At 65.6% G+C, this 23,910-nt stretch carries 24 protein-coding genes, 1 pseudogene and 1 riboswitch; of the genes and pseudogenes, 14 read left to right on the forward strand and 11 right to left on the reverse strand.

What is annotated here, in order from left to right:
• Positions 1-19: 19 nt before the first annotated feature.
• The gene (gene trhA, locus ABW18_RS14465; RefSeq protein WP_049699659.1) at positions 20-688 is read left to right on the forward strand and encodes a PAQR family membrane homeostasis protein TrhA; all 669 of its coding nucleotides are present in this window, start codon (positions 20-22) and stop codon (positions 686-688) included.
• A 40-nt stretch (positions 689-728) separates the two neighbouring features.
• Here trhA and ABW18_RS14470 read toward each other — a convergent pair whose 3' ends face one another.
• From ABW18_RS14470 to ABW18_RS14480, 3 genes are read right to left on the reverse strand one after another with little or no spacing between them, the layout of a single operon-like run.
• Positions 729-1,766: an ABC transporter substrate-binding protein gene (locus ABW18_RS14470; RefSeq protein ID WP_414652009.1), complete on the reverse strand. Its 1,038-nt coding sequence runs from the start codon at positions 1,764-1,766 to the stop codon at positions 729-731.
• Positions 1,763-2,563, reverse strand: a complete 801-nt coding sequence (locus tag ABW18_RS14475) for an ABC transporter ATP-binding protein (protein WP_049699661.1) — start codon at positions 2,561-2,563, stop codon at positions 1,763-1,765. The genes ABW18_RS14470 and ABW18_RS14475 overlap by 4 nt, the downstream gene beginning before the upstream one ends.
• Positions 2,560-3,621 carry a FecCD family ABC transporter permease gene (locus ABW18_RS14480; RefSeq protein ID WP_049699662.1) on the reverse strand — a complete coding sequence of 354 codons (1,062 nt, stop codon included), beginning with the start codon at positions 3,619-3,621 and terminating at the stop codon, positions 2,560-2,562. The genes ABW18_RS14475 and ABW18_RS14480 overlap by 4 nt, the downstream gene beginning before the upstream one ends.
• 116 nt (positions 3,622-3,737) lie before the next feature.
• A riboswitch (cobalamin riboswitch) is annotated at positions 3,738-3,946 on the reverse strand.
• 115 nt (positions 3,947-4,061) lie between these two features.
• On the opposite strand from ABW18_RS14480, the gene ABW18_RS14485 reads away from it, so the two are divergent.
• The 3 genes from ABW18_RS14485 to ABW18_RS14495 all read left to right on the forward strand — a co-directional run bounded on the left by ABW18_RS14485 (position 4,062) and on the right by ABW18_RS14495 (position 7,016).
• On the forward strand, positions 4,062-5,714 hold the full coding sequence (locus tag ABW18_RS14485; protein ID WP_049699663.1) for an alkaline phosphatase D family protein: 1,653 nt from the start codon (positions 4,062-4,064) through the stop codon (positions 5,712-5,714).
• A gap of 85 nt (positions 5,715-5,799) precedes the next feature.
• Entirely contained in the window at positions 5,800-6,417 is a 618-nt protein-coding gene (locus ABW18_RS14490; RefSeq protein WP_049699664.1) for a ClpP family protease, read from the forward strand.
• On the forward strand, positions 6,414-7,016 hold the full coding sequence (locus ABW18_RS14495; RefSeq protein WP_049699665.1) for a ClpP family protease: 603 nt from the start codon (positions 6,414-6,416) through the stop codon (positions 7,014-7,016). The genes ABW18_RS14490 and ABW18_RS14495 overlap by 4 nt, the downstream gene beginning before the upstream one ends.
• 175 nt (positions 7,017-7,191) lie before the next feature.
• On the opposite strand, the gene ABW18_RS14500 is transcribed toward ABW18_RS14495, so the two are convergent.
• From ABW18_RS14500 to ABW18_RS14510, 3 genes are all read right to left on the reverse strand, one after another.
• Entirely contained in the window at positions 7,192-7,593 is a 402-nt protein-coding gene (locus ABW18_RS14500) for a helix-turn-helix domain-containing protein (RefSeq protein ID WP_049699666.1), read from the reverse strand.
• A gap of 87 nt (positions 7,594-7,680) precedes the next feature.
• Positions 7,681-8,775 (reverse strand): 3-deoxy-7-phosphoheptulonate synthase, encoded by a 1,095-nt coding sequence (locus tag ABW18_RS14505; RefSeq protein WP_049699667.1) that lies wholly within the window; start codon positions 8,773-8,775, stop codon positions 7,681-7,683.
• Between the two features lie 283 nt (positions 8,776-9,058).
• Positions 9,059-9,505 (reverse strand): Lrp/AsnC family transcriptional regulator, encoded by a 447-nt coding sequence (locus ABW18_RS14510; protein ID WP_039993353.1) that lies wholly within the window; start codon positions 9,503-9,505, stop codon positions 9,059-9,061.
• A 97-nt stretch (positions 9,506-9,602) separates the two neighbouring features.
• Between ABW18_RS14510 and rocD the strand changes: the two genes are divergently transcribed.
• From rocD to ABW18_RS14525, 3 genes are all read left to right on the forward strand, one after another.
• Positions 9,603-11,651 (forward strand): ornithine--oxo-acid transaminase, encoded by a 2,049-nt coding sequence (gene rocD, locus ABW18_RS23405; RefSeq protein WP_083444411.1) that lies wholly within the window; start codon positions 9,603-9,605, stop codon positions 11,649-11,651.
• A gap of 83 nt (positions 11,652-11,734) precedes the next feature.
• Positions 11,735-12,364, forward strand: coding sequence for a histidine phosphatase family protein (locus tag ABW18_RS14520; RefSeq protein WP_049699668.1), 630 nt, complete (start codon positions 11,735-11,737; stop codon positions 12,362-12,364).
• Complete coding sequence (locus ABW18_RS14525) at positions 12,361-13,176, forward strand: patatin-like phospholipase family protein (protein WP_083444412.1); 816 nt, start codon at positions 12,361-12,363, stop codon at positions 13,174-13,176. Before ABW18_RS14520 ends, ABW18_RS14525 begins: the two co-directional genes overlap by 4 nt.
• Before the next feature lie 41 nt (positions 13,177-13,217).
• On the opposite strand, the gene ABW18_RS14530 is transcribed toward ABW18_RS14525, so the two are convergent.
• From ABW18_RS14530 to mca, 3 genes are all read right to left on the reverse strand, one after another.
• A complete protein-coding gene (locus tag ABW18_RS14530; RefSeq protein WP_049699669.1) occupies positions 13,218-15,230 on the reverse strand; it encodes a thioredoxin domain-containing protein in 2,013 nt (670 codons plus the stop codon).
• A 71-nt stretch (positions 15,231-15,301) separates the two neighbouring features.
• Positions 15,302-15,664, reverse strand: a complete 363-nt coding sequence (locus ABW18_RS14535) for a hypothetical protein (protein WP_049699670.1) — start codon at positions 15,662-15,664, stop codon at positions 15,302-15,304.
• A complete protein-coding gene (mca, locus tag ABW18_RS14540) occupies positions 15,661-16,548 on the reverse strand; it encodes a mycothiol conjugate amidase Mca (protein ID WP_235434404.1) in 888 nt (295 codons plus the stop codon). Before mca ends, ABW18_RS14535 begins: the two co-directional genes overlap by 4 nt.
• A gap of 84 nt (positions 16,549-16,632) precedes the next feature.
• Here mca and ABW18_RS14545 point away from each other — a divergent pair, with 84 nt between their 5' ends.
• From ABW18_RS14545 to greA, 3 genes and pseudogenes are all read left to right on the forward strand, one after another.
• On the forward strand, positions 16,633-17,106 hold the full coding sequence (locus tag ABW18_RS14545; RefSeq protein WP_049699672.1) for a DUF4307 domain-containing protein: 474 nt from the start codon (positions 16,633-16,635) through the stop codon (positions 17,104-17,106).
• A 113-nt stretch (positions 17,107-17,219) separates the two neighbouring features.
• Positions 17,220-17,698, forward strand: a pseudogene (locus ABW18_RS14550) (VUT family protein).
• Between the two features lie 233 nt (positions 17,699-17,931).
• Positions 17,932-18,423: a transcription elongation factor GreA gene (greA, locus tag ABW18_RS14555; RefSeq protein ID WP_049699673.1), complete on the forward strand. Its 492-nt coding sequence runs from the start codon at positions 17,932-17,934 to the stop codon at positions 18,421-18,423.
• 93 nt (positions 18,424-18,516) lie between these two features.
• On the opposite strand, the gene ABW18_RS14560 is transcribed toward greA, so the two are convergent.
• Positions 18,517-19,305 carry a DUF4352 domain-containing protein gene (locus ABW18_RS14560; RefSeq protein ID WP_049699674.1) on the reverse strand — a complete coding sequence of 263 codons (789 nt, stop codon included), beginning with the start codon at positions 19,303-19,305 and terminating at the stop codon, positions 18,517-18,519.
• A gap of 202 nt (positions 19,306-19,507) precedes the next feature.
• On the opposite strand from ABW18_RS14560, the gene ABW18_RS14565 reads away from it, so the two are divergent.
• Positions 19,508-20,389 (forward strand): SGNH/GDSL hydrolase family protein, encoded by an 882-nt coding sequence (locus tag ABW18_RS14565; RefSeq protein WP_049699675.1) that lies wholly within the window; start codon positions 19,508-19,510, stop codon positions 20,387-20,389.
• A gap of 113 nt (positions 20,390-20,502) precedes the next feature.
• Here the strand turns inward: ABW18_RS14565 and ABW18_RS14570 are convergent, their stop codons facing one another.
• A complete protein-coding gene (locus ABW18_RS14570; RefSeq protein WP_049699827.1) occupies positions 20,503-21,405 on the reverse strand; it encodes a hypothetical protein in 903 nt (300 codons plus the stop codon).
• Between the two features lie 166 nt (positions 21,406-21,571).
• On the opposite strand from ABW18_RS14570, the gene ABW18_RS14575 reads away from it, so the two are divergent.
• The 3 genes from ABW18_RS14575 (at position 21,572) to ABW18_RS14585 (ending at position 23,891) form a co-directional block, all read left to right on the forward strand.
• Positions 21,572-21,901, forward strand: a complete 330-nt coding sequence (locus ABW18_RS14575) for a hypothetical protein (protein ID WP_200903269.1) — start codon at positions 21,572-21,574, stop codon at positions 21,899-21,901.
• Positions 21,902-22,014: 113 nt separating this feature from the next.
• On the forward strand, positions 22,015-23,055 hold the full coding sequence (locus ABW18_RS14580; protein WP_049699829.1) for an ATP-binding cassette domain-containing protein: 1,041 nt from the start codon (positions 22,015-22,017) through the stop codon (positions 23,053-23,055).
• The gene (locus ABW18_RS14585) at positions 23,055-23,891 is read left to right on the forward strand and encodes an ABC transporter permease (RefSeq protein WP_049699676.1); all 837 of its coding nucleotides are present in this window, start codon (positions 23,055-23,057) and stop codon (positions 23,889-23,891) included. Before ABW18_RS14580 ends, ABW18_RS14585 begins: the two co-directional genes overlap by 1 nt.
• Positions 23,892-23,910 lie beyond the last annotated feature (19 nt).

Raw genomic sequence — 23,910 nt, forward strand, 5'->3', positions numbered from 1 at the left:
TTACGGTACCGTAGCTTACGTGAACTCAGCCCTGGTGACCGCTGTCGCCGACCGTCCTCGCCTCCGCGGCGTCATTCATCAGTGGTCGGCCTACGTCGCAGTGGTCGCGGGCATCGCGCTGGTCATCGGCGCAGGCTCGCTGCGTGGACCGGGAGCGGCGGTCGCCTGTGCCGTCTACGCGGCAACCGTCGTGGGTCTGTTCGCCACCTCGGCGTCGTATCACCGGATCGCGTGGAAATCGCTGCGCGCACAGATACACATGAAACGTGCCGACCACTCGATGATCTTCGTGTTCATCGCGGGTACGTACACCCCGTTCTGCGTGATGGGTCTGCCGAGTCCGATGCGCTGGTGGGTGCTCGGCATCGTCTGGGTCGGCGCGGTCGCCGGAGTCGCACTGAAGATCGCGTGGCCCGGCGCACCCCGCTGGCTCGGGGTCACGCTCTACATACTGCTCGGGTGGGTCATCATCGCCGTCGCCCCGACTCTGGTCTCACACGTCGGTTGGCTCGTACTGATCCTGCTCGCAGTGGGCGGCGTCTTCTACAGCGTCGGTGGAGTGCTCTACGCAGTGCGCTGGCCCAATCCCTGGCCGACGACGTTCGGCCACCACGAGGTGTTCCACGTCTGCACAGCCATCGCGGCGCTACTGCACTACATCGCGGTCTGGCTGGTCGTCGCAGCCTGAGCGCACCTCACCTCCGAGTCGCCGCCTGCCGAAGGCCGACTCAGAGCCCCTGCGATCGCAGGTACTCGGCAAGCGCCGTGATGGTCTGCGGATTGCGCGGACCCTCGACGAGCGCCGCATACGGGAACGAGATGTAGCGGCGCTCTCGCACTGCGGTCGTCTGCGCCATCAACGGTTGCGACTCGAGTTGCTTGATCTTGGCCTCGACTGTGTTCTGCGGCCCTGCACCGTAATCGACGATGACGATGACCTGCGGATCGCGCTGCGCCGCTGCCTCCCACGATGCCGACGTCCAGGAGTCATCGATATCGCCGAAGATGTTGCGTCCGCCGGCTTCGGCGATGATCTGATCCGGTGCGGCGTTCCGACCCGAGGTGAACGGCGTCGGATCGGCGCTGTCGAAGAGGAAGACCCGCGCCGCTGCGGAGGCGGCAGGCGCCCCGGCACGCGCTGCCTCGACCTGCGCGCGATACTCGGCGGTCAGCGTCTCGGCCCGACCACTCACGCCGAAGATCTGCCCGAGATTCGACAGATCCGCGTACAACGCGTCGAGGGGTCGCACGACGCCGCGCTTGGTGGTCCCGGCCTGGCGACAGGCTTCGGTCAGCTGGTACGGCACGGCACCGGTCGAACGCACCCAGTCGGGGGTGACTCCGGTCGATTCCTTGAACCCGTAGTTCCAACCGGCAAAGACGAAGTCGGGCCGCGCGGCGGCGATGATCTCCCGCGAGAACGCCGTGCCCAATGATGGTGTCTTCTCGAAATCCGCTCGCCACGGCGATGATTCGATATCGCGCTCTTTGCCCTCGTACGTGGTGTAGCCGGCCATCCGGTCGCCCAACCCGAGCGCGAACATCAGCTCGGTGATCCCGGTGTCGTTGCTCACCGCACGATCGGGCACACCGCTCACCGACAGCGGCGCACCACAATTGGTGACCGTGACCTGTTCCCCTGCTGACTTGGGAGTCGACGACTCGACGTCGGCGCCGCAACCGGAGACCACTGTCATCGCGGCAAGCGCAGACACGACGAGTGCGCGCGGTCTGCGAAGTGCTGTCCTGGTCATAGGTGCTGTCATGAGTGCTCTTCCTCGGAGATGGCTTGTGGGACTTGGTCGTCGAAGATTATCTGCGGAACGCCTGTGCGGGGGTGGGTGACGACGTACGCACCAACGCCGTACCACTCGGCGATGTTCGCCGCGGTGAGTAGTTCGTCGGGTGGCCCGATGCACGCGATCGTCCCGTCGAGCACAACGGCGAGGGTGGTGCAGTACTGTGCGGCCATGTTGAGGTCGTGCAGCGCCGCGACGACGGTGACCCCGCGTCCGCGCGCCGCACCGAGGATGTCGAACTGATGGCGAATGTCGAGGTGATTGGTCGGCTCGTCGAGGATCAGCACGTTGGGCTCCTGCGCGAATGCGCGCGCAATGAGTACGCGTTGCGCCTCTCCGCCGGAGAGCGTGGTGAACACACGGTCGGCGAACATCTCGACGCCTGCTGTCGCCATGGCCGCCGCGCACACCTCACGATCGCGGGCACGGGCCGCCGCACCCAGTTCGCGGTGCGGTAGCCGTCCCGTCGCGACAACCTCTGCCGCGGTGAAATCGAAGTCGAGCGAGGCTGATTGGGTGAGCGCGGCGACTCGTCGGGCATTCTCCCGCATACTCACCGCACGCACGTCGTGGCCGTCGATTCGTACGCCGCCGCTCGACGGTGCCAGCGCGCGGTACACGCATCGAAGCAGGGTCGACTTCCCGCTGCCGTTGGGGCCGATCACCCCGAGGAACTCTCCGGAGTCGACCATCAACGATGCGTCGCGGATGATGCTGGTGCCATCGATCTCGACCGTGACTCCGTCGTACTCGACAGCACTCATGAGTCGATCCGGGTACGTCGACGTTGCATCAGCCCGAGGAACACCGGCACACCCACGGCCGCCGTGATCGCACCGAGCGGAATCTCCTGCGGCGGAACGACAATGCGCGCCATCAGATCGGCGACGACAAGGAACAGCGCCCCGAGCACCGGCGCGACGAGAATGATCTTACGGTGATCCGCACCGACCACCATGCGGGTCACGTGCGGCACGATGAGACCGACGAATCCGATTGCGCCGCAGACAGAGACGATGAACCCGGTCATCAGCGCGGCGATGACGAAAAGCTCGAGCCGAAACCGCGACGCGCGTATGCCGAGCGACGCGGCGACCTCGTCGCCCATCGCCAGCGCATTGAGTTGTCGTGCTCTCGCCGCGACAACACCAATCCCGATGACCACTACCACCGCGACCAACACGACCGAATGCCATGTTGCCGCGGCAAGACTCCCGAGCAGCCAAAACATGACACTCCGCGCAGCATCACCCACCGGGCGCAAGAAGATGAGCACGGTGGTCAGAGCCGAAAATCCATATCCGAGAGCGGTTCCCGTCAACACGAGCCGCAGCGGTGTGAGACCTCCCCCACGCTGGGCGATTCCGAAGACGAGCAACGTCGCCAGCAGTGCGCCGAGGAATGCCGCGGTCGGCAACGCATAGAGACCGAGTCCCGAGAAAACACCGAACAGCACTACCGCGGTGGCTCCGACCGACGCACCCGACGAGATCCCCAGCACGTAGGGATCCGCCAGCGGATTGCGCACCATCGCCTGCACGATCACGCCGACGACCGCCAAGCCTGCCCCCACGAGCGCCCCCGTCAATACCCGTGGCACACGCGAGTCGACGACGATCCAGTACGACGCGGCGTCGACCAACGAGACCGATCCCCCGGTGATCGCCGCCCACACCATCCGCAGCGACACAGACCAGCCGATCCCCACGGTTCCGTATGCGACGCCGCACGCTGCTGCCACGACGAGCGCCACACCGCAGCCGATGGCCACGGACACGGGTCGCGTCCAGGTTGCCCGCGGGTTCGCACTGCGCGTCGACATGGCCCGCCCTCCTGATCAGCCCGGAGCGGGTACAGCAGATGTCGCCACGCGCGGTCGACGACGACCGCTGCGAGTTCAACACCGACCATGTCCCGCGAAGTCGATGGGACCGCCTGAGCCAGGCGGTCACGTCGGCAGGTCTTCGGACTTCGGACACGGCACGTGATGTGCCACCTATCGACGATCGCTTCCCGGGCCGCTGGCCCAGTGCTGTTGAACGCCTTCGTTTCCGTTACCGCTGCGGGGCAGCTCTGGATTCCCACCAGATTCCCTCTTGGCTCCCACCGACAATCTCGGCTGGAGAACCGACGCCGCTGAAGTCTAGCAACGGTCTCAAATCGGGCATATGGCGCATGCGGTTTCACGAACTTCACCATCCCATCACCGCGAGGCCGACGGCGGGTTGGACGACGTCCATCCTCTCTTGGTCGGGTGGCGGCATGCCGAACATCTCACCTCGACCGTCACTGGCCGACCTCCGGATCGATCGGGACAAGACCCTGCACGCCGGCACCACCCGCCGACGCTTTCTCACCTGGGCGGGCGTCGCGGCCGGTATCGCAACCGTCCCCGCACTTTTCACCACCGACGCGGCGTCGGCTCCCCCGCCACGCCGTGGCAGTGACCTGTTCACGCTCGGTGTGGCATCAGGCGATCCGCTTCCCGACGGCATAGTCCTGTGGACACGGCTGGCCGCCGATCCGCTCGCCCGCGGCGGAGCGATGGGTCTGCTTCCGGTGCCGGTCGAATGGGAGATCGCCAGCGACGCCAGCATGAGGAACGTCGTCGCGCGCGGCGTCGAACTGGCGACGCCGGAGAACGGACACAGCGTGCACGCCGACGTGCGCGGTCTACGACCCGCCGCAGACTACTTCTACCGATTCCGCGCGAGCGGCTCCGTCTCGGCAATCGGGCGCACTCGTACCGCTCCATCGTACGGAAGTCGTCTGAGCGCGTTGACTTTTGCATTCGCCTCGTGCCAATCGTGGGCCGACGGCCACTATCCCGCATACGCCGACATGGCGGCACACGCACCGGATGTCGTCTTCCATCTCGGCGACTACATCTACGAAAAGCCCATCCCCGTCGATGGCGGCCGACGCAGGACCGCGGCAACACCTGCGTCGGCACACCGGGAATGCGCGACGCTCGACGACTACCGCGATCGGTATGCGCTCTACAAACTCGACCCCAACCTGCAGGCCGCGCACCGAGTGAGCCCGTTCATCACGATCTTCGACGACCACGAGGTCGACAACAACTGGGCCGCAGGGGTTCCCGAGGACGATCAACCCATCCCCGAATTCCTTTCCCGGCGAGCGCAGGCGATGCGCGCGTGGTGGGAGAACACACCGGTGCGTGTCGCGCAGCGACCCCACCCCACACCGACGGCCGATCTCTACGATCTGCGTGCCTACCGCAGGTTCAGTTATGGCGATCTCGTCGAGTTCAACGTTCTCGACACCAGGACCTTCCGCAGCGATCAGGCCAACGGCGACAACGACACCGCGCAGAATGCCGCGACCGCCGACCCCCGACGCACTATCACCGGTGCCGCACAGGAGAAGTGGCTGCTCGACGGGCTGGCCGCGAGCCGTGCCCGCTGGAACGTCCTCGCGCATCAGACCACCATCGCCGACCTCGCCCGCCGGAAGAACGGTGAGCGCGCGGTCAGCATGGACGGGTGGAGCGGCTACGAGGCTTCGCGCGCAAGGGTTCTCGACGGCGCCCGTGATCGCGGTGTGCGCAACCTGGTCTCGATCGTCGGCGATATCCACCGCAATGTGGTCTCCGAGTTGCGCTCCACGTATTCGCGACCGTCCCCGACCGTCGGCGTCGAACTCGCGGGCACCTCCATTGCATCTGGCGCAGACGGCGAGGACAGCGATGCCAGCGACAAACAACTCAAGGCCGCCTCACCCCACATCCGCTTCGGCAACGCTCAGCGGGGCTACGTCCTCAACAGATTGTCGTCCGACCGCTGGGAAGCGGACTATCGGGTGAGCGATTCGATTGCCGCGCCGAACGATTCGCTGCACCGTCGGGCACAGATCACGATTCCGTCAGGCCGGCCGGACATCGACGTGGTCTGACCCGACTGCTCTGCTCTGTGCGGAATCGTGCCGCTCTGAGCGGAACCGACGTGACCGATGTCGGTCCACCACCGACGATCGGTGCATGACCGATGAACAACGACCACTGCCACTACGCAAGCGCACCGCGGAAAGCCTCTTCGGGCAACGCATCCTGACACTCGACTCCGCGCTCGACGACGAGATCGGCACGCAACTGTGCTCGCAACTCGTCATGCTCTCCGACGACGATCCTGTCGCCGACATCGCTCTCTGGATCAACTCGCCCGGCGGGTCGGTGCCCGCGATGCTCGCGATCACCGACATCATGCGTCTGATTCCCAACGATGTGATCACCGTCAACCTCGGAATGGCCTACAGTGCAGGACAATTCCTGCTGTGCAACGGCACCCGGGGCAAGCGGTTCATCACGCCGCATGCCAAAGTCCTGCTGCACCAAGGATCTGCGGGCATCGGCGGCTACGCACCCGACATCGAACTGCAGGCCGACGACCTGCGCCACGTCCGCGATACCGTGCTGACGATCATCGCCGAGCAGACCGGACAGACCCGCGAGACGATCTTCGACGATTCGCTGCGCGATCACGTTTTCACCGCCTCCGAATCGGTCGACTACGGATTCGTCGACCACATCGTCACCGACATCGCACAGATCCGGCCGTTATCACCTGCCGCAACAGGTTTCGAGGTGAGCCGCGCATGAGCACGTACACCATTCCCAACGTCATCACCCGCACTCCGCAGGGCGAACGGGTCATGGATGTCTACAGTCGGCTGCTCGACGACCGCATCCTCTACCTCGGAACCGAGCTCGACGACGGCGTCGCCAATGCGCTCATCGCGCAGATCCTGCACCTCGACTCCGAGAATCCCGACATCCCGATCGAGCTGTACATCAACTCTCCGGGCGCGTCGGTGACCGCTACCTTCGCGCTCTACGACACCATGCAGTACTGCCACGCGCCGATCGCCACGACCTGTGTCGGACAGGCACTCTCGTCGACGGCACTACTGCTGGCCGCCGGCACACCTGGCCAGAGGTCGGTACTCCCCCATGCCAGGGTCCTGCTCCACCAGCCGTCGGGTCAGGGCCGTGGCACGATCCCAGATCTGATCCTCGCCGCCGAGGAGATCCTGCGGATCCGTGAGGAAATAGAACAGGCACTGAGTCGGCACACCGGGCGCGACATCGAGACGCTGCGTCACGACACCGACCGAGACCGTGTGCTGCGGGCCGAGGAGATCGTCGAGTACGGGCTCGCCGATCAGGTCATCGATGCCAGGGCCAGAACGGTTCGGTGATCGTCGGGCGCACTCTCGACGCGAGGGGGTGCACTCTCGACGCGAGGGGGTGCACTCTCGACGCGACGGAGCGCCCAGTCGACGGAATTTAGCGCCCAGTCGGCTGAACGGAGCGCCCAGTCGACCGGATACCGCGCCCGGTCGACGGTATTAACGCCCGGTCGGCCGACGCCGGTCACGCGGCCAGCGCGACCGGGCCACGCATGCGCGAGAGCGGCACGATCGGTTGCGCTGCGGCGGGGATCGAACGCAGCGTGACGGGGCGGGCCGCTGCGCCTGCCCCGCGTGCCGCGCCGACGACACTCTCGGCGCGGGAGAGTTCGGCGGCGACCTCGCGGGCGAGATCGAGCAGGCTGAGGTCGACAGCCCCGGCTACTGCCGCAAGCAACTCCGAGGAGGCGTCCTTGCGGCCACGCTCGATCTCGGACAGATACTGGCTCGAGACGCCCGCTCGGCGCGCGGTCTCGACGAGTCGCTCGCCGCGCTCGTGGCGGTGTCGACGCAGCACGCGCCCGGTGACCTCACGCCAGAGCGGTTCCGGTGACGGCTGGGTGTGCGAGTCGTACCTCGATGCCATGCAGTCGAGCGTAGGTCACCTCTGCTGCGGGCAGCCGTCCCTTCTGCTCTGGGCAGAACGGCAGCAACAGCAGAACGCGAACCGCCCTCAGCTACGCGCGAGGTCGGCGAGCACGCGCGCGCTCGACTCCCAGTCCATGCACTTGTCGGTGACCGACTTGCCGTACACGAGCGGCTGGGCGTCGGGCGACTGCGCACCGGCTTCGAGGAAGCTCTCCAGCATCACGCCGCTGATCAACGGAGCGTGTCCCGCGGCACGGCGTGTCCGGATCGACGCCGCGATCTCGGCGGCGACCTGCGCCTGACGGATGTGGTCCTTGCCGGAGTTGGCGTGGCTGCAGTCGATCATGACCCGTGCGGGCAGGCCTGCCTTGTCGAGTGCGGCGACCGCGGATGCCACGGACTCGTCGTCGAAGTTGGGGCCGGTGGTCCCTCCACGCAGGATGATGTGGCAGTCCTCGTTGCCCGCCGACTCGACAAGCGCGCCGTGACCGAAGTCGTCGACACCGAAGAACACGTGTTGCGCGGCGGCGGCATTCACTCCGTCGATGGCGACCTGGACGTTGCCGTCGGTGCCGTTCTTGAATCCGATCGGCATCGACAGACCGGATGCGAGCTGGCGGTGCACCTGCGATTCGGTTGTCCGTGCTCCGATGGCACCCCACGCGACGGCGTCGGCGATGTACTGCGGGCTCGTCGGCTCGAGGAACTCACATCCGACCGGGAGGCCGAGGTCGATGATGTCGAGCAGCAGCGACCGTGCCGTACGCAGACCGCGCTCGACGTCGAAGGTGCCGTCCATGCCGGGATCGTTGATGAGTCCCTTCCAGCCGACCGTGGTGCGCGGCTTCTCGAAGTAGACGCGCATGACGATCTTCAGGCGGTCGGAGTAGTCGTCGGCAAGTGGTGCGAGGCGTCGCGCGTAGTCGAGCGCGGCGATCGGGTCGTGCACCGAGCATGGCCCGACGACCACGAGCAGACGGTCGTCCTGGCCGGCAAGGATCGCGGCGATCTCGTCGCGGTCGGCCTGGACCCGAAGCGCTCGACGGGAGGTCAGCGGCAATTCGGCGCGGATGGTGTCCGGCGACGGGATGGACCGGAAGGATCTGACGCGCCGATCGGAGGTGGAGGTCGATTCGGCCTCGTGAGCGGCCGTGGTGGCGAGATCCGGGAGGGTGGTCACTTCTGTGTTGCCTTTCGCGGGTGGTGGCCTGTCTTCTGCGACTGGGACACCCGCTTGCTTTGTCATCGGAGGCCCCTGACATGAGAAAAGCAGCGACCTTTTCGGTCACTGCTCGGGCTCCGGGTTTGTTGACGTGCGACGCAGATTCAGCGCTTCATCGCAGGCTCACCCGGAGCCTCGATAAAGAATCGCCAATAGGCGCGTACGTTGCTGGTCACGTTCGTGAGGTTAGCACGGCTACTCAGGATGGTCGAAGAGTCCCTGCTCAAGAACCCTCCCCGACTCACGGATGCCCCCTGTCGATCAGTTGGCTCAACACGATGATCGACTCGCTCCGGTCGACCGGACCCGCCTGCCGGATGCGCTCGAGTGCGTGCTCGAGATGGTGCACGTCGCGGGCCATGACACGCAGGATCGCATCGGCCTGACCGGTGATCGTCGCGGCGCTGACCACCTCGTGTATCGGCTCCCACGCGGCGGCCAGCTCCTCCGGCGAGATGTTGCCACGGCAGAAGACCTGGACGTAAGCCTCGGTGGTCCACTGCATCGCCGTCGAATCGATCACGGTGGTGAAACCTTTGATCACGCCCTCGTCGACAAGCCGATCGACCCGCCGCTTGACCGCGGGTGCCGACAGACCTACCTCGTCGCCGATCTGTGCGTACGTCGCCCGCGCATCGCGAGCCAGACATTCGAGCACCTTCTCGTCGAGTTCGTCGATCTGACGCAACTTTTCCACCCTCTGCCACCCGTGAATCGAGATTAATTAATCAAATGCGCAATTCTCGTCGATTGTTTGCGCTGCACGCTGACGATACCGTCGAATTATGACGCTGACGAGTCCACGGTTGACTGCGCCCACCGAACGCACCCCACGCACCCGCACCTATGCGATGACCCCTCCTTCCCACTACACGGTCACCTACTCGATCAACCCGTGGATGGACCCGTCCGTCCCCGTCGACGCAGAACTAGCCATGGCGCAATGGGAGTCGCTGCGTGACATCTACCGATCCCTCGGCCACTCCGTCGCACTCGTCGACGCCCAACCAGGTCTGCCCGACATGGTCTATGCCGCCAACGGCGGACTCGTCGTCGACGGAAAGGCCGTGGCAGCACGGTTCCTGCACCCCGAGCGCGCGCCGGAAGGCGAGCACTACACGGCATGGTTACACACCTGCGGCGCCGACGCTGTGCATGAGACCGTCGGCGTGCAGGAGGGCGAAGGCGACTTCCTCCTCGTCGGTCGACGCATCCTGGCGGGAACCGGGTTTCGCACACACCCCGACACTCACGCCGAAGTCGCTTCGATCACGGGACTTCCGGTTGTCGGTCTCGAACTGATCGATCCGCGCTTCTACCACCTCGACACAGCACTCGGCGTGCTCGACGACGACACAATCGCCTACTTCCCCGACGCCTTCTCACCCGCGTCGCGCGCCGTACTCGCCGACCTCTATCCCGACGCGATCATCGCCACCGAATCCGACGCCGTCGTCCTCGGTCTGAACCTCGTTTCCGACGGTCGCCACGTGGTGATGACCGATGCCGCACCGGGATTGGAGTCACGCCTACGCGACGCAGGCTACCTACCGATCACCGTCGACCTCTCCGAACTCCTCAAAGGCGGCGGCGGCGTCAAATGCTGCACGCTAGAATTGCGGCTACCAGCGACGTCGGACGAGAACACCATGCACACGCTTGTCGAACCCCATGTGGCACACAACTATTCACCGCTGCCGGTCACTGCGGCGACCGCTGAGGGAGCGTGGATCACCGACGTCGACGGCAGGCGTTACCTCGACGCGCTCGGCGGCTACTCCGCGGTCAACTTCGGCCACCGCAACCCCGAGATCGTCGCGGCCGCAAAGGCACAACTCGATCGCGTCACGCTCACCAGTCGCGCGTTCGGCTCCGACGCACTCGAACCGTTCTGCGCGGCGCTCGCCGAACTGTGCGGCAAGGAGATGGTGCTTCCGATGAACACCGGCGCCGAGGCCGTCGAATCTGCACTCAAGGTGGCCCGCAAGTGGGGATACGACGTGAAAGGCGTTGCACCGGGACATGCGACGGTCATCGTGGCGGGCGGCAACTTCCACGGCCGCACGATCAGCATCGTGAGTTTCAGCGACGACGAGGACGCGCGCGGCGGATTCGGGCCATTCACACCGGGTTTCACGCGTGTGCCGTTCGGTGACGCCGCCGCGCTTGCAGACGCCATCGACGACACCACGGTCGCCGTGCTGATCGAACCCATCCAGGGCGAGGCCGGCATCATCGTCCCGCCCGACGACTACCTGCCCGAGGTCCGTCGACTCTGCACCGAGAACAACGTGCTGATGATTGCCGACGAAATCCAGTCGGGTCTCGGTCGGACCGGCACGACGTTCGCATGTGAGCACTGGGGCGTGGTGCCCGACGTCTACACGCTCGGCAAGGCACTCGGCGGAGGTGTACTACCGGTGTCGGCCGTGGTTGCCGACCGCGATGTACTCGGAGTGTTCCACCCCGGACAGCACGGTTCGACGTTCGGTGGAAACCCTCTCGCGGCCGCCGTTGGGCACACCGTTGTCCGCATGCTCGCCGAGGGCACCTGGCAGGCACGCGCAGCCGAACTCGGCGAACACCTCCACGCCCGCCTGCGCGAATTCGTCGGACACGGCGTCATCGCCGTCCGCGGCAAAGGACTGTGGGCAGGCATCGACATCGACCCCGAGCTCGGCACAGGCAAAGAACTCTGCCTGCGTCTCGCCGCACGCGGCGTACTCGCCAAGGACACCCACGGTTCGACGATCCGCCTCGCACCACCGATCGTCGTCACGCACGACGAGATCGACTGGCTCGTCGAGCGATTCGCGGAGGCGCTGAGCAGCTGAGCACTGCGTGTCACGCACCGATCGCAGCGACATGCACACAGAATTACTGCGGCCACTTCGCGGACGCCACTAGCATCGGAAACATGACCGACCCTCGGCACGACGCCACCCACCACGTGCTCCTCATCCGCCACGGACAGACCGAATGGTCGCTGACAGACCGGCACACCGGCCGCACCGACATCGATCTGACCCCGAAGGGCGAGGAGGACGCGCGAGCGCTGAAAGGGATCGAGAACCGCTCGGGACTCACCGATCCGTGGGTCATGGCGTCGCCCCGGAAGCGCGCCCAGCGCACCGCACAGCTCGCCGGACTGCACGTCGACGAGACCAGCGAGCTGTTCGCCGAGTGGGACTACGGCGACTACGAGGGCCTGACCCGCGCTCAGATCCACGAGCGCTACGACCCCGACTGGACGATCTGGACCGGCGGCGGCCGCAACGGCGAGTCCGTCTCCGACATGACAACGCGTGTCGACGCCGCCGTCGACCACGTCGAGGAGCGTTTCGAGAAGTCCGACGTCATCGTGGTCTCGCACGGACACTTCTCGCGGTCGTTCATCTGCCGATTTCTCGGATGGCCGATCAGCCAGGGCGCCAACATCGACCTGCGCCCGGCGGGCAGCGCTCTGTTGAGCGATCACGCGGGTGATCGACGGCTCGTCGAGTTGCGCGGCCCCGAAGGCGCTCGCCCGCGCACCGGCTCCCTGTGACCCCATCGACGGCGCTGGTACTCGGTGGTGGTGGCCTGCTCGGCATCGGTTGGATGACAGGTGTTCTAACCGCGCTCGAGGAATGCGGCGCTCTGGTCGCGGCCGACGCCGACGTCGTCATCGGGACGTCCGCGGGTTCGGCGACTGGGGCTGCCGTGCTCCAATCCGGCTCGGCATCCACTCTTTTCGAGTCCATGACGCGTAAGTCGCGCCGCAACGCGGAGCTGACGCCGACGGGCGATCTCGCCGCACCGATGCAGGCCTTCGCGTCTATCGCCGCATCAACCGCGCCCGATCCCGAACGCGCGCAACGTTTTGTCGCGTTGTCGGATGCGCTGTCGACGGCCGATCCGCACGCACGCCGTGACGCCGTCGAGTCGAGATTGTCCGGAAGGACGTGGCCAATCGCCTTGCGGGTCACGGCACTACGATCCGACGGCAGACTCGTGGTCTTCGGGTCGGACTCGGGCGTCGGTCTCGTCGATGCGGTGACCCCGAGCTGCGCGGTACCCGGTATCTGGCCGACGGTCACCATCGACGGGGCGACCTACGTCGACGGTGGCTCGCTGAGTCCCACCAACGCACACCTCGCCGAGGACGCCGAGCGCGTCGTCGTTCTCGCGCCGATGGTCGACGATCCGGCGACGGCTCGGCCCGATATCGCAGCGGTTCTGGACAGGGCGACAGTCATTTCGCCGTCGCCCACCACGCTGAGCCGCTCCGGCGACAACCCCTTCGATCCCGACATCCGCGGCCTGGCAGCGGTTCTCGGCTACGACGACGGGCTCGAGGCACTCTCACTGCTGCGCTGAATGTGCCCGTTCGCTCGGACAGTCGCCGCGCACACGCGTCGTCAGGTCGCCGCTGATCTCGCCAGCGAAGCGGCCAGATCGTGCGCGTCGACCACCGGGAGGTCGCACACCGTGCCGCGACAGACGTAAGCGGCGTCGTGTCCCTTGACCGGCCCGCGGCCGTCGAGCAGCGGCTGCGAGTCGCGCGCACCCGATACGACGATCGCTCCACCGGGCGCGAGTCGTCGTGCCGCCGTCGCCAATTCGCCTGCGCTGCGGGAGTCCTCGGCGATCGCGACCTGGATCGGCCCATCCTGGCGCGCCTCGGCAACGGCCAGCCAATGCCCCGCTGAACGCGGCACTTTGGCCAAGAGCACGCTGCCACGCGTCAACGTCTCGTCGACGATGCTCGCGTAGCGGGTCGCGGGACCCATCCGTGCGAGGGCCGACGCGATGAGCGCGGCCTCGGCCACGAGCGAGGCACCCGACGGTGTCGCACCGTCTGCCGGATCCCGGGGCCGCGCGATGAGTGTTCCCTGCGCGGCGTCGAACCAGGCTCCCGCCTCGTCGGGGTCGGCGAACGTCTCGATCGTCGAGTCGAGCAACGCCAAACCCTTGTCGCACCAACTCTTTTCGCCCGTGACCTGGCAGACGGTCAGCATCGCGGTGACCAGTGCAGCGTGGTCGTCGAGTGCAGCCACCGGCACACCGACAATTCCGCCGAGAGATGAGCGCCGCAGTTGTCCGTCGACGAGATGAGTGTCGACGAGCTCGGTCAGCACCTCGACGGCCAGTTCCACCCAGTCGGGATGATCCAGAGCCGCGCCGGCCTCGGCGAGTGCGGTGACCGCCATGGCATTCCACCCCGTCACCACCTTGTCGTCGCGCGGGGGTTGCGGGCGCGACGCCCGCGCAGTGAGGAGTCGACGCCTGAGGTCCGCGTACCTGTCGGCGTCTTCGGGGTCGGTGCGCAGCTGCAGCGTCGACGCACCGTGCTCGAAGGTTCCCGCCTCGGTGACGCCGAAAAGCGCTGCGGCCCACTCGCCGTCCTCGTCACCGAGAACCTCGCGCAACTCGGCGGGAGTCCACACGTAGGTCGAGCCCTCGACGCCTGCGGCATCGGCGTCGAGCGACGAGGCGAACCCACCGACGACACGCAGATCCCGACGCAGAAAGTCGACGATCTCCTCGGCGATCCGGCCGGGCAGCGGGTCGTCGACGATTCTCGCGAGATGTCCGTACACGCGGAGCAACTGGGCGTTGTCGTAGAGCATCTTCTCGAAATGCGGTACCACCCAGTCGTTGTCGACCGCATATCGCGAGAAGCCACCGCCGAGTTGGTCGTAGATTCCACCACGGGCCATCGCATCGGTTGTGCGCATCACGGCTTGCAGAGGCGCGGCGTCGGCTGACCGCTCGTAGTGCCGCAGCAGACCTTCGAGCAACGCGGACGGTGGAAACTTCGGCGCCCCACCGAATCCACCCGAGACCCGGTCCTCGTCGCCGAGCACGGTGGTGACCGCGTAGTCGAGGAGCCGTTCATCGACGTCGACACCACCCGCCGGAAGTGCGGACGCGGCGTCGGACAAGGCTTCTCGGACACGTGAACCCATCGACTCGATCTCGCTGCGCCGCGTCGTCCACGCCTGCGTCACCGCTGAGAGGATCTGGCGGAACGACGGCATTCCGCCGCGAGGGGTGTCGGGAAAGTACGTGCCGCAATAGAAGGGCTCACCAGAAGGGGTGAGAAAGCACGTCATCGGCCAGCCGCCCTGGCGAGTCATCGCGACCGTCGCGTTCATGTAGATCGCGTCGATGTCCGGGCGTTCCTCGCGGTCGACCTTGATGCAGACGAAGTCTCGGTTCATCTGCGCGGCGGTGGCTGCGTCCTCGAAGGACTCGTGCGCCATCACGTGACACCAGTGGCATGCCGCATAGCCCACCGAGAGCAATACCGGGACGTCGCGCCGAACCGACTCCTCGAGCGCGGCGTCGGACCACTCGCGCCAGTCGACGGGATTGTCAGCGTGCTGCCGGAGGTAGGGGCTCGACGATTCGCTCAGTTGATTCGGCATATCCGATCCGCTCCGTCGCGAGAGTCGTTGGGGTCCCTGCTACCGGCCGAACTACCCGGTCGACTACAAGGTCAGGTGCCGCCGGAGTCCCGTCGCACCGCGGGGTCGGCGGTGGTGTCGGCGCTGACCGAGACCCCGTTTCCGGTTCCCGTCGCCGTGGCGCGACCTTCTGCCTGTGCGGCTCGCTCGGAGTCGCTATCCGCAACACCAGCACCGGCCGCGTCGGTGCCCTCGTCGAAGGCCTGGTCGGCTTCGGGATGGTTGGCGTCGAACGACTTCGGCAGCTTGCGGAGTTGCTTGTTCATCGAGCGGATCAGCAAGGCGGTGCCAATGAGCAGGACCACGATCACCAGCAGACCGATCGGCGAGGCCTTGCCGAACTCGGGTCCCTGAGGTTGCTGTGCGGCCAACACCGCGATTGTCGAGAACGTCATGACGTCGCCTGCTCCCCAACCCCGACGGCTTCGTCGTCGAGCGATACACCTGTGAACAGGTCTGTTTCCGGAATCGCGGTGGTCACCCGCGTCTGTGCCAACTCGTACTCCTCGGTGGGCCAGAGTCGCTGCTGCCACTCGAGCGGGACCGCGAAGAACATGCCGTTGGGATCGATCTGTGTCGCGTGCGCACGCAGTGCGTCGTCGCGCTGCGGGAAATACTCCGCGCATTCGACCTGGGTGGTCACGCGTCCCATGAGATCGCCGCGACTGGGGTCCCACTTGGAGAGCCACTCGGCAAATGGACTCTCCTGACCGCTCTTCTCGAACTCCTCGGAGAACAGCACCATGCGGTCCCGGATGAATCCGTGCGTGTAATACAGCTTCGACACCGTCCACGGCTCGCCCGCGGCGGGAAATGCCGCCGGGTCGCCCGCGGCCTCGAACGCCGCCACCGACACCTTGTGGCACATGATGTGGTCGGGATGGGGATATCCACCGTGCTCGTCGTAGGTGATCATCACGTGCGGGCGGAACTCGCGGACCAGCTCAACCAGCTTCTCCGTCGGCACCTCGACCGGCAACGTCGCAAATGAGCCCTCCGGCAGCGGAGGCAACGGGTCGCCTTCCGGCAGGCCTGAGTCGACATAGCCGAGCCACGTCTGCTCGACGCCGAGCGCAGCGGCAGCCTTCGCCATCTCCTCTTTGCGGACCTCGGTCATCCGCTCCTTGATCCCGGGACGATCCATCGCCGGGTTCAAGATGTCGCCGCGTTCGCCACCGGTGAGGGTCACGATGAGGACCTCGTTGCCCTCCGCGGCGTATTTGGCCGATGTGGCCGCGCCCTTGCTCGACTCGTCGTCGGGATGGGCATGCACTGCCATCAGACGGTAGCCGCCCTGCGTGCGCGATTCGGTCACGGTTCCTCGCCTTCGGATACGTACTCCTCTCATGGTAGGTATTGACCCGTGAACAGTTCAGACGGGGGCACGCCGCAGGAACCCGACCTGCACAAACAACCGCATAGCGGACCGCGTGCCACCTATCCCGTCGCACAGTCGGCCCGGAGTCGGCGCCTGTGGTTCATCGCATCGGCAGTCACGGTTGTGGTCCTCGGTGTGATCCTGGCCGCAATCGGCTACAACAAGTTCGCCGATCCCGATGTCAGCGGACAGGCGACCGGCTACGAGATCCTCGACGACTCATCGGTCGCCGTGCTGTACACGGTGACCCGCAAGGACCCGACCCAGCCGGTGGCATGCGTTGTCCGCGCCAGGGTCAAGGACGGCTCGGAGGCGGGGCGTCGTGAGGTTCTCGTACCGCCGGGCACCCAGCAGCAGGGACTGCGCACCGTCATCAAGACGTCCGGGCCGCCGGTCATCGGTGAGGTCTTCGGCTGCAGCACCGACGTCCCCGCTTACCTGACCTCCTCCGCGTCGTGACAGAAGAGCGTCCCGTGCCGACGTCGGCCACTCCAGACGGTGACCGCGGCGTACGCGACGCGCCGGGTAAACACGACAAAAGGGGAAGACCGGACAAGGCGGTCTTCGCCCACCTGAGCAGCCCGTACTTCCCCGCGTTGGTGGCGCTGTTCATCGGTGTCATGCTCATCAGCAACATCACCGGCACCAAGGGTGTCGTGTTGTTCGACAGTTGGCTCCACCTCGACGTCGGCCCAATCCACATGAACGGCCTGGTCACCGACGGCGCGACCTCGCAGGCGAGTTCCTCAACTCGTTCGTGCTCGTCAAGATGAAGCAACGCGCGGGCGAAAAGCGACTGTGGGCACGGCTACTCGGCTCAACCGTCGTCGGAGAATTCGCCGACACACTCGTGTTCTGTTCGATTGCCGCATCCGCCCTGGGAATTTCGACGTGGGGCGACTTCATCAATTACACCGCCGTCGGATTCATTTGGAAAACGCTCGTCGAAATCCTCGTCATGCCGATCACCTACGGCGTCGTCGCATGGCTGAAACGATCTGAACCCAGCTACCAGCAGGCCCTCGCCGAGGTCAACACGACCGACGTGTGATGTGCCACATCCGTCTGGATTTGGTATCCTGACTGAATACACGGCTCCGAGAGGGGTCGTGTTGCTGCATTTAGAGCAGGCCCACACGTGCTACCGCGTGTGACATAACCAAGCACGTGCGCGCATGAAGCATGTGGGCAAACCAAGCATTTACAGCAGTCCATGTGTCCCGATTCGGGACAGTGCCCCGGTTCAGACATTGCCGGGGAGCGGACAACACAAAGGAGTGACCGATGACCGACACCCAGGTGACCTGGCTGACCCAGGAGTCGCACGACCGCCTCAAGAGCGAGCTCGACTCTCTGATCGCCAACCGTCCGGTCATTGCTGCCGAGATCAACGAGCGTCGCGAAGAGGGCGACCTCAAGGAGAACGGCGGCTACCACGCCGCCCGCGAGGAGCAGGGCCAGCAGGAAGCCCGTATCCGCCAGCTCCAGGAGTTGCTCAACAACGCGAAGGTCGGCGAGGCCCCGACACAGTCCGGCGTCGCACTGCCCGGTTCCGTCGTCACCGTGTACTACGACGGCGACAAGAGCGACGAAGAGACCTTCCTCATCGCCACCCGCGAAGAGGCACAGGCCGGCAAGCTCGAGACCTACTCGCCGAGCTCGCCGCTCGGCTCCGCACTGATCGACGCCAAGGTCGGCGACACCCGCGAATACACCGTGCCCAACGGCTCGGTGGTGAAGGTGACGCTCGTCAAGGCCGAGCCGTACCACAGCTGACCCCCTACGGGACTACAGCAGGCTGAAAGGTTGCTGCGGGTTGCGGATTCCGCAGCCCACAGCAACCTTTCGTCGTATCTCACCGCGAGATGATCAGTTCAGACGCACCTTCACGCCACCCGAGAACATCGAGTCGTGCAGCTCGATGGTCGCCGGAGTCGCATCCTTCGGCATGTCGAAGACGACCTTGGCATCGACGGTGTTGCCCGGATTGATGTTGTCCCACACCGGAATGTCGGAGCCGCCGAGGGCGATCTGCGCGGAGGTGCTCGGTTCAAAACTGCGACCCTGGTCGTCGACGAGCTTCTGATCCGACGGCGAGAAGCTCTGCGGCTCCTTGCTCGTGTTCTGCACCGTCATCGAGACAACCACGAACTGCCCCTGCGCCTGCTCGGTCAGATAGGGATTGTCGCCGACACTCGACAGCCCCTTCTCCACTCCCGTGACGACAAACTCGAACTTGCCGTCGCGCACAGGAGTATTGAGTCCCGCTGCGCCGCTGTCCTTTTCCGCACCAGCGTTCTTCTGTTCGGCACCCTGCTGCGACGACCCCGCCGACGTCGAGTTCGACGACGAATCCGAGTCCGACCCGCCTCCCGACACCGCAACGATGATCACGATCAACACCACCAGCGCACCGAGAATCCACGGCCACTTGCGCCGCTTCTTGGGCGGCTGATTGACCGGCTGGCCGCCGGGACCCTGAGGCGGAAAGCCGTACTGCGGCACCGTGTTCGGCGCTCCGGCAAACTGCCCGGCACCGGTCTGCGGGTACGCGTACTGGGGCACACCGGACTGGGGCACACCGGACTGGGGCGCGCCCGACTGGGGGACACCGGGCTGGGGCGCGCCCGACTGGGGCGCATTCGGAGGGTTCGTCATTGGTCTTCCTTCGTTCGCGACGCCGTACGTTCGGCGACGAAGGGGACTCTATGGATCGACTCCGACAAAAACGGCCGCGTAGTGCGTCGTCTGAACGGGTGAATCCGAGTGCTCCGCGGAGCAGCCGCAAACTCGTACCCTGCCTGAGACGTGTTTGACCAAAACGTCTCGCGCGGGTGTTTCGCGATGCTAAGACTCAGGAATGAAAACGCGCATCACTCTGCGCCGAGTCGGGGTCGTCGCCGCTGCCGTGGCCGTCGGACTGCTGACCTCGGTTTCGACACCCACACTCGCCGACGCCGCCCCCGCGCCGCTCGCGTACGTCAACCTCGGAGACAGCTACTCCGCGGGTTCCGGGGTATCCCCCACCGCGCCAGACAAACCCGGCAGTTGCACGCAGTCGAGCAACAACTTCTCGCACGTGATCGCACGCCGCAATGGCTTCTCACTCAAGGACGTCAGTTGCGGTGGCGCACAGACCAAAGACTTCTTCACTCGCCAATACCCTGACGTCGCACCACAATTGCGCGCCCTACGGCCCACCACACAACTGGTCACCCTGATGATCGGAGGCAACGACGGCAACGTCTTCGCCGGCACCGTCGCGAAGTGTGTCGCAGCAGGAGTCGCCGCAGGTTTCCGCGGCACGCCGTGCAAAGACCAGTACGGCTCGTCGGTGACACGCGAGATCCAGAGCGCGACCTACCCGAAGATCGTGAACGCGCTCAAGGCAATTCGCGCGAAGTCGCCCAGGGCTCGCGTCGCAATCGTCAGCTACCCGCTCATCATGCCCGCGACCGCACAGGCGTGCCCCAATCTGCCTGTCGCCGCCGGCGATCTGCCGTATGCGCACGGAATCCAGACCGCACTCAACGACGCCGTGAAGCGCGCGGCCACGACAACCGGGGTGACCTTCGTCGACGCCACCACACCGTCGATCGGCCACGATGGTTGCAAGCCGGTGGGCGTGCGCTGGGTTGAACCGATCTTCGGCACCGTCCAGCCGATCCCCGTGCATCCCAACGCGCTTGGCGAGCGCGAGATGGCGGGCATCGTCAGCCGGACGCTCGGTCTGGCGCGGTAACCAGCCGGGCATCCACCACGAACATGTGTGTCGTATCGAAGGAGTTGGGTGCTGCCGCACCCAACTCCTTCGATTAGGTCCACATCTAGGTCCGACTCCACACCGCAGCTGACTCACGCCGCGTCGTCGCGGCGGATGGTGAGCGCTCCCGACTCGTCACTCACGTGAATGTCACTGCGCCCCAACATAACTCCCAAGCGGTCGAACATCTGGAAGAGCGGTGTGCCCGACGGCGCGTCCGACATGTCGTCGCACGGTTCGACGCTGTAGTTGGCCACCTCGGTCAGCAGCGACAGTCGCCATGCCTCGCCGCGCAGCGGCTGCAGGTCGCGGCTGCGGGTCAGCGGCTGCACCTCGAACGACCCGCATGTCGTCGTATCCTCCTTCGTGCACGCTCCACCGAGCCCGATGTCGGCGAACTCGGCGTGCGACCACCACAGCACGCCATCGACGTCGACGGTCGGCGTGATGACACCGTTGGGTAGCGGTCCCTCCGTCATACGTGTCAGAGGCTTCTCGAAGACGAGGAGCCCCGCGCTGCCCAGTTCGGGCAGTACGCGAATGCTCGCACCGCCGTCCGCAGACCTCGCCTCGCTGGTGACCGACTCGGGCACCCAGATCGGCGAGACCCTCGAAAGAACCTCGGCGGACGTATCGGCGCGGCCGAGGAGTCCGCGCAGCAGCTTATAGAGGTCGACGCTCTCGATGTAGTCCTCGGCAAGATCGGCGCATTCGTCCTCGGTGAGTGCGAGATGTCCGTCTCGGTACTGATCGAATCGCTTCATCGCGTGGAGCATCCGCACGCCGACCGGACGTATGTATGCGGCCCACTCCTCGGCGAGTCCGCGGAAGGCGTCGACGAGCGCGGCCTGAACGTCGGGCATGCCCGTCGCCGCCCACGGAATCTGATTGAGCCGTCGCCCGGTGGCGGCGTGATACTGCCGATCGCTGCCGGTGGTGCCGTTGCGCGTGCGACCGACAGTTGGCTTGCGTGACTTGTGATTTCGTCTCCCCATGCGCTGCACGCTAGGCGCGATCACGACCGGAGTCACCGCGCCCGTCCACAGGAAATCCACACATGGCTTCGGACCACAGGTTATCCACAGCTTGGCCCCAGACCATCGCTAACCTGCGGGTTCATCGTGTAGTCAGAGCATTCAACCATCCAAAGGAGGACGGACCATGAAGATGCACAAGCAGCCAACCCCCGACGTTCCGCTCGTCGTCCTCGACGACGACGCACTCGTTGCCCACTACGCCAAGACCCTGTTCGACGAGGGCACGCCGGTTGCCGTCGTCAGCAGCAACTACTACGACGTCGTGCCGTTCATGTTGCGCAACAACGGACACACCGTCGCGCTGGTCGCCGACGTCGACGACACCACGCAACTGGCAGAGGCGATCTTGATCGTCGAGCAGCGTCTCGGGCACGTCGCAGCGGTGATCCGCTACGAGACCGATCTCGCGACCGCACCTCACCGCAACTCGGTGCACTCCGCATCGGCGGCGTGACCTCGCCCGCCCCACCACAGATCTCACGGCGCCCTGACACCGCGGACGCTTCGACGCCGCTGCATGACAGTTGACGTAAGGCCCACGACAGTCGCGTAGTGCAGGCTGACGCCATGACTACGACAACCACCACCACTGCGACGACGAGCGCGTCGAACCCACTGGGTTCCGAACTTGCCATCGATGCACGCGGACTGGTCAAGCAATTCGGCTCGAACCGCGCCGTCGACGGCGTCGACTTGGCAGTTCCAACCGGCTCTGTGTACGGCGTCCTCGGCCCCAACGGAGCAGGCAAGACCACCACCGTCAGCATGCTGGCCACACTCCTGCGACCAGACGCGGGCTCAGCCACAATCTTCGGCTACGACGTCGTGCGCGACTCGACGGCCGTCCGGTCGCTGGTCGGCGTCACCGGCCAGTACGCCTCGGTCGACGAAGACCTGACGGCGAGACAGAACCTCGTCGTCTTCGCCCTTCTGCTCGGCTTCTCGCGGAAAGCAGCCAAGGTCCGAGCCGACGAACTGCTCGACGAGTTCTCACTCACAGAAGCAGCAGACCGCCCACTCAAGGACTTCTCCGGTGGAATGCGTCGACGCCTCGACCTCGCGGCCAGCCTCATCGACACCCCACCACTGCTGTTCCTCGACGAGCCGACCACCGGACTCGACCCCCGCACCCGCGCCCAGATGTGGGACACCATCCGCCGACTCGTCGCCGACGGCGCCACCGTGCTGCTGACAACCCAGTACCTCGACGAGGCGGACCAACTCGCCGATCGCATCGCGGTGATCGACCACGGTCGTGTCATCGCCGACGACACCGCCGACGCCCTGAAGAACTCGGTGGGCGCGGCGACATTGCAACTCGCCCCACTCGAACGGTCCGACGCCCCGCGCGTCGCCGAGATCGTCGAACGCGTCCTGGGCGAGCCCGCAACCCTATCGGCAGAAGCAAGCAGAATTTCCGCTCCACTGCACCGCCCTGACCTCGTGCCCGACGTCCTGATCGCCATGCGCTCCGACGGCATCACCGTCGACGAGATCAACGTCCAGAAACCGAGCCTCGACGAGGTGTTCCTCACCCTCACCGGCAAACCCGCCGATTCCCACGACGCCCCCGCAGACGAAGACGCCACGCAAGAGGAGAACCTCTGATGACCACAACACTTCCCCGAGCCGTCACACCCAATGCCATCACCACCGGCGCCATCCGAGCACGAGCGAAACAGTCCGTCTCTCTCGCGGAGACCGCACGCCAGTCGCTGACCATGGCCTACCGCGGTGTGCTCAAACTCCGGCACAACCCCGAGCAACTATTCGACGTGACCATCATGCCGATCATCTTCACGGTGATGTTCACCTACATCTTCGGCGGTGCCATCAGTGGCAACGTCTCGTCCTATCTTCCCGTCATCATCCCGGGAATCCTCGTGCAGACCGTGGTGATGAGCTCCATCGTGACCGGAACACAGTTGCGTGAAGACATGGACAAAGGTGTCTTCGACAGATTCCGCTCGCTGCCGATCGCACGCATCAGTCCGCTTGCGGGAGCCCTTCTCGCCGACGTGATCCGCTACCTCATCGCGAGCATCATCACCGTCGTGATGGGCCTGATCATGGGCTGGCGCCCCGACGCCCTCGGTGTCATCGCGTCGGTTGTCCTGGTCATGGTGTGCAGCTTCGCCGTCTCCTGGATCTTCGCACTCATGGGTTGCATAATGAGCAAAGCCTCTGCCGTACAGGGAATCTCGATGCTCGTCGTGTTCCCGCTGACCTTCATGTCGAATGCGTTCGTTCCCGTCGACACAATGCCGGGCTGGTTGCAGGCATTCGTGAACGTGAATCCGGTGAGCCACCTCGTCACCGCGGTGCGTGAGCTCACCGCGACCGGACACGCGGGTATCCACGTGGTGTGGGCGCTGGCAGGCGCAGCGGTCATCACCGCTGTGTTCGCTCCGCTCGCCGTGCGCGCCTACATGCGCAACGCCTGACCAACACGCACAGCGACGG

This window comes from Gordonia jacobaea, assembly GCF_001186365.1.
GTDB lineage: Bacteria > Actinomycetota > Actinomycetes > Mycobacteriales > Mycobacteriaceae > Gordonia > Gordonia jacobaea.

Bases quoted from the DNA above. Each gene is read 5' to 3' on its own strand.
- ABW18_RS14560 (WP_049699674.1), bottom strand. From the start codon at position 19,305: ATGACGAACCCTCCGAATGCGCCCCAGTCGGGCGCGCCCCAGCCCGGT.
- ABW18_RS14535 (WP_049699670.1), bottom strand. From the start codon at position 15,664: ATGACGTTCTCGACAATCGCGGTGTTGGCCGCACAGCAACCTCAGGGA.
- ABW18_RS14565 (WP_049699675.1), top strand. From the start codon at position 19,508: ATGAAAACGCGCATCACTCTGCGCCGAGTCGGGGTCGTCGCCGCTGCC.
- ABW18_RS14485 (WP_049699663.1), top strand. From the start codon at position 4,062: ATGCCGAACATCTCACCTCGACCGTCACTGGCCGACCTCCGGATCGAT.
- rocD (WP_083444411.1), top strand. From the start codon at position 9,603: ATGACGCTGACGAGTCCACGGTTGACTGCGCCCACCGAACGCACCCCA.
- ABW18_RS14470 (WP_414652009.1), bottom strand. From the start codon at position 1,766: ATGACAGCACCTATGACCAGGACAGCACTTCGCAGACCGCGCGCACTC.
- ABW18_RS14520 (WP_049699668.1), top strand. From the start codon at position 11,735: ATGACCGACCCTCGGCACGACGCCACCCACCACGTGCTCCTCATCCGC.
- ABW18_RS14490 (WP_049699664.1), top strand. From the start codon at position 5,800: ATGACCGATGAACAACGACCACTGCCACTACGCAAGCGCACCGCGGAA.
- greA (WP_049699673.1), top strand. From the start codon at position 17,932: ATGACCGACACCCAGGTGACCTGGCTGACCCAGGAGTCGCACGACCGC.
- ABW18_RS14495 (WP_049699665.1), top strand. From the start codon at position 6,414: ATGAGCACGTACACCATTCCCAACGTCATCACCCGCACTCCGCAGGGC.
- ABW18_RS14500 (WP_049699666.1), bottom strand. From the start codon at position 7,593: ATGGCATCGAGGTACGACTCGCACACCCAGCCGTCACCGGAACCGCTC.
- ABW18_RS14480 (WP_049699662.1), bottom strand. From the start codon at position 3,621: ATGTCGACGCGCAGTGCGAACCCGCGGGCAACCTGGACGCGACCCGTG.
- ABW18_RS14475 (WP_049699661.1), bottom strand. From the start codon at position 2,563: ATGAGTGCTGTCGAGTACGACGGAGTCACGGTCGAGATCGATGGCACC.
- mca (WP_235434404.1), bottom strand. From the start codon at position 16,548: ATGGCAGTGCATGCCCATCCCGACGACGAGTCGAGCAAGGGCGCGGCC.
- ABW18_RS14530 (WP_049699669.1), bottom strand. From the start codon at position 15,230: ATGCCGAATCAACTGAGCGAATCGTCGAGCCCCTACCTCCGGCAGCAC.
- ABW18_RS14580 (WP_049699829.1), top strand. From the start codon at position 22,015: ATGACTACGACAACCACCACCACTGCGACGACGAGCGCGTCGAACCCA.
- ABW18_RS14575 (WP_200903269.1), top strand. From the start codon at position 21,572: ATGAAGATGCACAAGCAGCCAACCCCCGACGTTCCGCTCGTCGTCCTC.
- ABW18_RS14585 (WP_049699676.1), top strand. From the start codon at position 23,055: ATGACCACAACACTTCCCCGAGCCGTCACACCCAATGCCATCACCACC.
- ABW18_RS14570 (WP_049699827.1), bottom strand. From the start codon at position 21,405: ATGGGGAGACGAAATCACAAGTCACGCAAGCCAACTGTCGGTCGCACG.